This is a genomic window from Burkholderia sp. E168m15 (assembly GCF_016586105.1).
Lineage (GTDB): Bacteria > Pseudomonadota > Gammaproteobacteria > Burkholderiales > Burkholderiaceae > Burkholderia > Burkholderia orbicola.
The window spans coordinates 1-8,521 of sequence record NZ_BCPO01000127.1; the positions used below are offsets into that span (position 1 = coordinate 1).

8 protein-coding genes are annotated in these 8,521 nt (G+C 68.3%); 3 read left to right on the forward strand and 5 right to left on the reverse strand.

Features of this window, described 5'->3' with window-relative positions:
- Positions 1–396 (reverse strand): TonB-dependent receptor (locus tag JMF86_RS20300; protein ID WP_201317120.1); only part of this gene is annotated, 396 nt, incomplete at its 3' end.
- 416 nt (positions 397–812) lie between these two features.
- Between JMF86_RS20300 and adhP the strand changes: the two genes are divergently transcribed.
- Positions 813–1,841, forward strand: coding sequence for an alcohol dehydrogenase AdhP (adhP, locus tag JMF86_RS20305; protein WP_011547661.1), 1,029 nt, complete (start codon positions 813–815; stop codon positions 1,839–1,841).
- A gap of 70 nt (positions 1,842–1,911) precedes the next feature.
- Here adhP and JMF86_RS20310 read toward each other — a convergent pair whose 3' ends face one another.
- From JMF86_RS20310 to JMF86_RS20320, 3 genes are all read right to left on the reverse strand, one after another.
- Entirely contained in the window at positions 1,912–3,357 is a 1,446-nt protein-coding gene (locus JMF86_RS20310; RefSeq protein ID WP_011547662.1) for a sialidase family protein, read from the reverse strand.
- A 454-nt stretch (positions 3,358–3,811) separates the two neighbouring features.
- Positions 3,812–4,243: a MarR family winged helix-turn-helix transcriptional regulator gene (locus JMF86_RS20315; RefSeq protein ID WP_011547663.1), complete on the reverse strand. Its 432-nt coding sequence runs from the start codon at positions 4,241–4,243 to the stop codon at positions 3,812–3,814.
- Positions 4,240–5,157, reverse strand: a complete 918-nt coding sequence (locus JMF86_RS20320) for a serine aminopeptidase domain-containing protein (protein WP_011547664.1) — start codon at positions 5,155–5,157, stop codon at positions 4,240–4,242. The genes JMF86_RS20315 and JMF86_RS20320 overlap by 4 nt, the downstream gene beginning before the upstream one ends.
- 266 nt (positions 5,158–5,423) lie before the next feature.
- Here JMF86_RS20320 and JMF86_RS20325 point away from each other — a divergent pair, with 266 nt between their 5' ends.
- Together JMF86_RS20325 and JMF86_RS20330 are read left to right on the forward strand one after the other, a co-directional pair.
- A complete protein-coding gene (locus tag JMF86_RS20325; protein WP_011694746.1) occupies positions 5,424–6,392 on the forward strand; it encodes an ABC transporter substrate-binding protein in 969 nt (322 codons plus the stop codon).
- Between the two features lie 61 nt (positions 6,393–6,453).
- Complete coding sequence (locus JMF86_RS20330) at positions 6,454–7,548, forward strand: LLM class flavin-dependent oxidoreductase (protein WP_011547666.1); 1,095 nt, start codon at positions 6,454–6,456, stop codon at positions 7,546–7,548.
- A 75-nt stretch (positions 7,549–7,623) separates the two neighbouring features.
- Here the strand turns inward: JMF86_RS20330 and JMF86_RS20335 are convergent.
- On the reverse strand, positions 7,624–8,521 hold an 898-nt coding region (locus JMF86_RS20335), incomplete at its 5' end, for an ABC transporter substrate-binding protein (RefSeq protein WP_236593023.1).

Sequence of the window (8,521 nt, forward strand, 5' to 3'; positions counted from 1 at the left end):
CACCGCGTGATCGTACGACAGCGACGACGCGTCATACGCTGCGACGCCGTTCTGCAGCAGCCGGATCCGGTCGCCGTCCATCCCGCGGATGATCGGGCGGCCGACCATCGGCCCGTAGGTGGTGGTCGACACGCCGGGCAGCCCGTTGAGCGTTTCGCCGAGCGAATCGGCCTGGCGGCGCGTCAGCGCGTCGCCGGAAAGCTGGACGGTCGGTGCGATCAGTTCGGTGTCGCCGAGCGGGTTCGCGGTCACGAAGATCGGCGCGAGCGGTGCGGGTGCGGCGGCAGGCGTGCCGGACGCGGCGGGCGCATCGGTCTGCGCATGGGCGACGGCGGCGCACAGCATCAGCGACAGGGACGAGAGCGGGCGAAGCGGTAAGCGAGGGAGGTCGCGCATGGTCGGTGAATCGGTTGGAATCGGATGATCGGATAACGAGCGATGCGGGTCACTGTTAGATACGATATATTGTTGCGTAACTGACGCGCAGTGACCCGTTGGAACATGGCTCGGCAAGGCGCGGCCACCTGGTTGGAACGGCATCCGGTGGACGAGCACGCGAAATGATATGTTATATCATGTCAAAATCCAAGCCGGACGACAGGATCTCGTCGGGTTTCTGTCGCAACGGTGAAAGGGTGGCGCGAGCGGCGGAGCGGTCTGTAATCGACGGCTCGAGCTTTCGCGTCGAACGATGCCGATCGTGGCGAAGCCGCGTTGACCGCTGCATCCGTTCCGATGCGTTGACGCGTATCAACGTGCTCCGATGCCGAAACCGGATACTGGGTCGCTCATCGACCAGACAGGAGCAACGCATGACCCAGACCATGAAAGCGGCCGTGGTACACGCGTTCGGCGAGCCGTTGCGCATCGAGGAAGTCCCGATCCCCGCACCGGGGCCCGGCCAGATTCTCGTCAACATCAAGGCGTCGGGTGTCTGCCATACCGATCTGCACGCGGCCGACGGCGACTGGCCCGTCAAGCCGTCGCTGCCGTTCATCCCGGGCCACGAAGGCGTGGGGATCGTCGCGGCGGTCGGCGCGGGCGTCACGCACGTGCGCGAGGGCGATCGCGTCGGCGTGCCGTGGCTCTATACGGCCTGCGGCCATTGCGAGTACTGCTGCACGGGCTGGGAAACGCTGTGCCATGGGCAGCAGAACACCGGTTATTCGGTGAACGGCAGCTACGCGGAATACGTGCTGGCCGATCCCGATTACGTCGGCCAGTTGCCCGCGCAGGTGGCGTTCGACGAGATCGCGCCGATCCTGTGCGCGGGTGTCACGGTCTACAAGGGCATTCGGGTCACCGACACGCGCCCGGGCCAGTGGCTCGCGATTTCCGGCATCGGCGGCCTCGGGCACGTGGCCGTGCAGTATGCGCGTGCGATGGGCCTGCACGTCGCGGCCATCGACATTTCTCCCGACAAGCTCGCGCTGGCGCGGCAACTGGGCGCCCATCTGACGATCGATGCGTCGATCGACGACCCCGCGAAAGTGATCCAGAAGGAAATCGGCGGCGCGCACGGCGTGCTCGTCACGGCGGTATCGCGCAGCGCGTTCGCGCAGGCGCTCGGGATGGTCCGGCGCGGCGGCACGGTGGCGCTCAATGGTTTGCCGCCGGGCGATTTCCCGCTGCCGATCTTCTCGACCGTGCTGAACGGCATCACCGTGCGCGGGTCGATCGTCGGCACGCGGCGCGATCTGCAGGAATCGCTCGATTTCGCGGCGGACGGCCTGGTGCGCGCGCATATCCACCGCGACCGGCTCGGCAACATCAACGACATCTTCGCGAAGCTGCGGGAAGGGAAGGTCGACGGGCGCATCGTGCTGACCGACATGCATTGATGCGCTGGACCTGCGCCCGCCGCCGCGCGACGCATGGCGTCGGAGCGGCGGCGAGGCGGCCAGGCGCGCGTTACGGCGCGAAGAACACGTCGGTGCGGTTCGTCAGGTTGCCCGCGTTGGTCTGCACGAAGAACGGATGGAACGAGGACGACGGGAGAACGTCGAGCCCCTGGTAGTCGCCGATGAAGAACCCTTCGGCGTTGGGCGCGAGCTTCATGTCGAACGGGCCGCCGACGCGTCGCTCGTCGGCGAACGTGGCGCCGCCGTCATGCGAGATCTTGCGCCAGAAGCCGGTCGGCAGCGTCGTCGTGTTGCCGGCCTGCAGGTCGCGGAAGTCGTAGTGCGTGACCATCACCGCGCCCGTGTTGTCGACGCGCACCGACGGATTGAACGCGGGGCGCCCGGTCGGCGTATTCACCTGTTGCGGCGTGCTCCAGCTCGCGCCGCCATCCTTCGACGTCGATAGCGCGATCTCGTCGTACGCGCCGCCGTTGAAGCGGCTGTCCTGCCACACGACGTAGAGCTGCCCGGATGCGGGATCGATCGCGGGTTCCGGAATGATGTCGCCGGTGCGCACGGGTTCGCCGGTGTTCGGGTCCGTGACGCCGACCGTCTGCAGTCCCGCGATGACTTGCGGCTTGGTCCACGTCGCGCCGTCGTCGGTCGACTTGATGAAGGCGACCTTGCCGGCCGCCTTGCTGAACGGCGGCTGGATCAGGTCGAAGAAATCGTAGAGCGTGCCGCTCTTCGGATCGACGACGATCTGGTTGCCGATCGTCTGCTGGCGCGACGGCACGTCGACGATCACCTTCGCGGCGCTCCACGTCTTGCCGCCGTCGATCGTCTTCGAGAACAGCGTCGGCCCGCGGTACGCCTTCGTGTGCAGGTTCGCGTACGGGTTGCCGTTCGGCAGCTCGAGACGGTCCCATACCGCGTAGGCGGTGCCGGCCTTCACCGGGTTGGCGGTCACCGATTCCTTGTCGTTGAAGAACTGCGTCGTCGGTTCGTCGTTCGCGATCAGCACGGCCGGGCTGCTCCACGTTTGCCCACCGTCGGTCGAGACCGACGCGCCGACCGCGTTGGCGTTGTTCGACTGGTTGAACGAGATCGATACCGAGTACGCGGTGCCGTCCGGCCCGAAGGAGACCCACGGATCGGACGCGCGCTCGTATTTCAGCCCGCCCGGCGCGCACGCGCTGAACGGCTGCGGCGTGCGCGCCCAGGTTGCGCCCGCATCGAACGTGTAGCCGGCGACGAGCCCGTGGGCGCCGCCGTTCGACCAGCGATCCTGCTGCCACACGCCGATCATGTTGTTCGGGTTCGCCGGGTTGACCGCGAGCCACGGTTCGACTTCTGCATTCACGTAGTTGGTGCCCGGGCCGCCGATGGTGCACGCGGCGAACGGGCTCGGGCCCGACACGACGACGGGTTCGGCGTGCGCCACGGCAGCGGCGGCCAGCGCCATCGCGGCGGACAGGCGGGTGACAAGCGGATGGGACACGATCATGCGTCGCATGGACGACTCCTCGGTGAGGGGCGGATGCGATGGCGGGGCACGACGAGACGACGCGAGCCGGGGCGCGGCGAATCGTGCCGCGCACGTCGTGACGTGCCGTTCAGCATGCCGCTTCAGTCATCGCGATCCGCGTGCGCTGGATGCCGCCAGCGCTTCGGTTAAGACTCCTCTTCGTTTTCAATGCTTGTCGGGTGTGTCTGCGATGTCGACCCGACGGGAACGCCAGTCCGGGCATGCGACGAATGTGTCGAAGTGGATTGCAATGTAGGCGATTCGAATGCCGCGCAACAGGCGGTTTTTTGTAACAGGACGTAGCCGGAAAGCGTTGCCGGAAGCAGGCGTCCGGCATGCAAGATTTGCCGTTGGGCGGCATGAAAATCGAATCGAAAACGCGAATCGCAATCGCTTGCGATTGATGTCGGCACGCGCCGACCGTGAGCGCGTGATGCGCTGCTCAGCGCTCCGCCGGAAAGCGCTCCTGCAACGTGTGCAGCCAGCGCGAGACGACGTCGAGTTCGGCGTCGGAAAACCCGTCGCACAGCTTGCCGTTGAGTTCGCGCAGCAGCACGCGCGCACGCTTGAGTGCCGCGTGGCCTGCGTCGGTCAGGTACAACCGCGTCGCGCGGCCGTCGTCCGAATCGGCATGACGCGTGATGAGGCCAGCCTTCGCCATTCGGTCGGCGAGCCCCGTCATCGCGGACGGCGCCAGTTGCAATGCGGCGCCGACTTCGCCGATCAGCGCGCCGTCCTGCTTCGCGAGACAGAACAGCACGCCGGCCTGCGCGGCGCTCGCGCGCGTTTCGGTTTCGGCCTTGCGGTCGATCCAGCGCTGCACGCGTCGCTGGCCGATGTTCAACATGAAAAACAGTCGTCGGTCTTCGCTCAAGCTGGGTTCCCGGCTGCAATGGAAAGGGAGGGACGGCCCGCGGTGCGCGGCGTGTCGAGCGCCTGCGCGAGCCAGTCGGCGACGTCGGGCCACAGCACGGTGCCGGGCCGGCTCCGAAAGAAGCCCATGTGCCCGACCGGGCCGCTGCCCGCCGCGCGCGGATCGATCTGGCGGCGTTCGACCTTCGCGCGGGTCAGATAGCTTACCAGCAGGCCGATCGCGGCCGGGTTCGCCCACGGATCGTCGTCGAAGCCGAGCGCGAGGATCGGCAACTGCTGCTTCGAGAAGCGTTCGGCCGCGCCGAGCGTCGGATCGTCAAAGAAGTAGTGAGGCAGCGTCGTCCAGCGGCTCCATTCGCGGAACACGCCGGCCGGCAGATCCTCGCCGAGCCCGAGTCGCTTGCCGGGCACGTAGCCGAGCAACGCGGACGTCAGCGGGCCGAGCACGCGCAGGATCAGCCGCACCTTCAGGCGTTCGGCCGCCTGCGCGATCAGCCGCGTGCTGCCCGCATGCGCGGCGACCAGCACGGCCGCGCGCAGATGCGTCGTCGCGCCGGACAGCCCGATCGCGTGACCGCCGACGCTGTGGCCGACGGCCAGCAACGGCAGCCCTTCATACGCGTGCCGGGCCCACGCGGTCGCGGCGCCCACGTCGAGCTCCATCCAGTCGCGCATGCGGGCCTGCAGCGCGCCCAAACGCGCCGGCCGCGAGGCGCCGATGCCGCGATAGTTGTAGGTCAACGCCGCGAAACCGCGTTCGGTCAGGAAGCGCGCGAAGCCCGCATACAGCCGCTCGGGCACGGCCGTCGCCGGATGGATCAGGATCAGCGCGCGCGGCGCCGCGTCCGGCGACCACAGCGTGCCGTGCAGCACGTAGCCGTCGGCGGCGGAAAATTCGATGGGTTCGGAGCTCATGGGCGTCCTCGCTCGGGCAGTTATTTCGTATGCGAAATATAGTTCGTAATTTATTTCGTGCACGAAATATCTGTCGAGGAACCCTTCGAACTTCGAGAGGCGTCGGCAGACGACGAGCAGTGCACGCACGCGAGCGAGTCATAAAATATTTGCATCTTTGTATAGAAGAATATTGCGTTTGTGTCATGAAGTGGATCGACGTATCTTCACCGGTTCCATCCGTTGCGCCGGCGGTTTCGCACGGCGGACAAACCTTCCGGGAGATCATGTTGCTGAGCCGAATCGTCACGGCGCTCTTGCTGGCGCTCGCCGCGCAGCCGGGCATCGCCAAAGACACCGTCACGCTGCGTGTCGGTGAACAGAACTACTTCAACATCCAGGCGTCGATGGAGGCGTCCGGCGCGCTGAAGGACCTGCCTTACACGATCGAGTGGAAGCACTTCCAGGCCGCCGCGCCGGTGGCCGAAAGCCTGAACGGCAACGCGATCGACCTCGGCTTCCTCGGCGATTCCGCGCTGCTCACGCTGGCCGCGCGCGGCGCGCCGGTCAAGGTCGTCGCGGTGTCGCGGCAGAGCCTCGACGGCGTCGCGATCCTCGTGCCGAAGAACTCGCCGGTGCGCACCGTGGCCGACCTGCAGGGCAAGACCATCGCGGTATGGCGCGGCGCGTGGAGCCAGCAGCTCGTGCTGCGTGCGCTCGAACACGCGGGGCTGCGCGCCGATTCGGTGAAGTACGCGTACCTGATGCCGATCGACGCGACCAACGCGCTCGCGAACGGCTCGGTCGACGCGGTGTCGCTGTGGGAGCCGTTCGTCAGCACGCTCGCATTGCGGCAGGGCGCGCGGCCCGTGACGACCGCGCAGGGGCTGATGCCGGCGCTGAGCTTCGTCGCCGCGAACGAGCAGGCCGCAGCGGGCAAGCGCGCCGAGATCACCGATTTCCTGCGGCGTGTGGTGGTCGCGCGCCAGTGGGTCGACAGCCATCCGCGCGAGTACGCGGACCTGTGGGCGAAACGCGCGAATCTCGAACCCGACGTCGCGTATCGCTGGCTCAACAATGCCCGGCAGCGCGTCGGCCCGGTCGACGAGACGGCCGCGAAGGATGCACAGAATACGGCCGACTTCCTGCACAAGTCCGGCGTGATTCCGGCCGCGTACGACACGTCGAAGCTGCTCGACCGCTCGTATGCGGGCGCGTTCGCGGCGCCTGCGCAGAAGACCGCCGCCGCGCAGTGACCGTGCGGCCCGCTACACGATTCCCGCGATTCCCGATCGACATACCCGAGGACATCCCGACATGCCAGTCGACATCATCGGCATGATCACCGCGACGCCCGGCGCAGAGGTCGACGTGCCGGGCGGCGCGGCCGTCCAGCCCGACTACGTGCGCCGCTTCGCGCAGGCGCACGAGGCCGCCGGCTTCGACCAGATCCTGATCGGCCATTTCAGCAACGCGGCGGACGGCTTCATCGTCGCGTCGTTCGCGGCCGCCGCGACCGAACGCATCCGCCTGCTGCTCGCGCACCGGCCGGGCGTGATCGTGCCGTCGGCCGCCGCGCGGCAGATCGCGACGCTCGACGTGTTCAGCGGCGGCAGGCTCGCGCTGAACGTGGTGTCCGGCGGCGACGACACCGACTTGCAGCGTGACGGCGATTTCGTGCCGCACGATGCGCGCTACCGCCGCACCGGCGAATATCTCGACGTGCTGAAACGGATCTGGCTGGCCGATGCGCCGGTCGATCACGACGGCGCGTTCTACCGGCTGCGCGGCGCATCGCCGCTCGTGAAGGGCGCGCAGCGACCGCACGTGCCGATCTATTTCGGCGGCTCGTCGCCGGCCGCGCTTGCCGTTGCGGGCGAGCATGCGGATGTCTACATGACGTGGGGCGAGCCGCTCGACGCGGTGCGCGAGCAGATCGCGCGCGTACGGGCCGCCGCCACGCCGTTCGGGCGCGCGCCGCGCATCAGCGTGTCGTTCCGGCCGATCGTCGCCGATACCGAGGCGGCCGCGTGGGAGAAGGCCGAGGCGATCCGCGAGCGCGTGCGGGCGGCGCGGCTCGCGAACGGCCAGCCGATCGCCGGTCATGCGCCGCAGAATGCGGGCTCGCAGCGCCTGATGGCCGCCGCCGCGCAGGGCGATGTGCTCGACGAGCGGCTGTGGATGGGGGTTGCGAACCTGACCGGCGCGCGCTGGAATTCGACCGCGCTGGTGGGCACGCCCGAGCAGGTCGCGCGAGCGCTGGGCGCGTATTACCGGCTCGGCGTATCGACGTTCCTGATTCGCGGTTTCGATCCGCTCGACGATGCACTGGCCTACGGGCGCGACTTGATCCCGGCGATTCACGCGCATATTGCGGAACTCGACCGCTATCAGGCGGCGGTGCCGGCGTAGACGAACGACCGATCGATCGGATCGCGCCGGCGCGTCCGCCACGACATGCCGGCGCGATTGTCTTGAGCGACACGCTCAGAACGACGGCAACCCCGGCGGATTGGTCTCCGCCCGCGCGATCGCCTCGCTCTGCAAACCCCAGCGTGCCAGCGCCTGCCCATAGCGGCCGTTGCCGATCAGCGCATTGGTCGCGAGGGTCAGCGCCGGCGCGAGTCCGCTGCCGCGGCGCGTCGCGATCGCGACGTCCGCATTCGCCGGCCAGCCTGCATTGACGACGCCGACGCGGCGGATCTTGCCGCTGCGCGCGGCCTCGTACGCGAGCGACGCGTTCGGGTTCAGCTCCGCATCCGCGCGGCCCGACAGCAGCGCGACGCGCGCCGTCGCATCGTCGTCGAAATAGAGCAGTTCGGCCGGCTTCAGCCCTTGCGCGACGTTGCGCTTGCTCCATTCGAGCAGGATGCGCTCCTGGCTCGTGCCGGCGCCGGTGATGATCCGCAGGCCCGCGATGTCCTTCGGCTCCGCGATCTTCACGATCGGGCTGGCGGTGCGCACGTAGAAGCCGTGCAGCCCGAGCCGGTAGGTCGTGAAATCGTATTTCTCCTTGCGCTTCTCGGTCACGCCGACGTTCGAGATCACCGCGTCGTACTTGCCGGACGTCAGCCCGAGCGGCCAGTCGGCCCACGCGATCGGCAGCAGCACGAGCGTGCGGCCGAGCGCGTCCGCGACCAGTTGCGCATAGTCGGGATCGGCGCCGACCACGGTGCGCGCGTCGGTCGCATAGGTCGACACGGGCGGCGCGTGCGGCGAGATCGCGACCGTGAATGCGCCGTCGCGCACCCAGTGGTAGCCGCTGGCCGCGCGGATGGCCGCGTCGTCGGGGCTCGCGCGCAGGCGGCCGGCCTGACGCGGGTCGAGGTCGGCGGTGGCGGCCGCCGCGCGTGCCGCGTGCCACGGCAGGCCCGATGCCGCGACC

Coding starts and splice junctions, on each gene's coding strand:
- adhP (WP_011547661.1), top strand. CDS start 813: ATGACCCAGACCATGAAAGCGGCCGTGGTACACGCGTTCGGCGAGCCG.
- JMF86_RS20310 (WP_011547662.1), bottom strand. CDS start 3,357: ATGCGACGCATGATCGTGTCCCATCCGCTTGTCACCCGCCTGTCCGCC.
- JMF86_RS20320 (WP_011547664.1), bottom strand. CDS start 5,157: ATGAGCTCCGAACCCATCGAATTTTCCGCCGCCGACGGCTACGTGCTG.
- JMF86_RS20325 (WP_011694746.1), top strand. CDS start 5,424: ATGTTGCTGAGCCGAATCGTCACGGCGCTCTTGCTGGCGCTCGCCGCG.
- JMF86_RS20330 (WP_011547666.1), top strand. CDS start 6,454: ATGCCAGTCGACATCATCGGCATGATCACCGCGACGCCCGGCGCAGAG.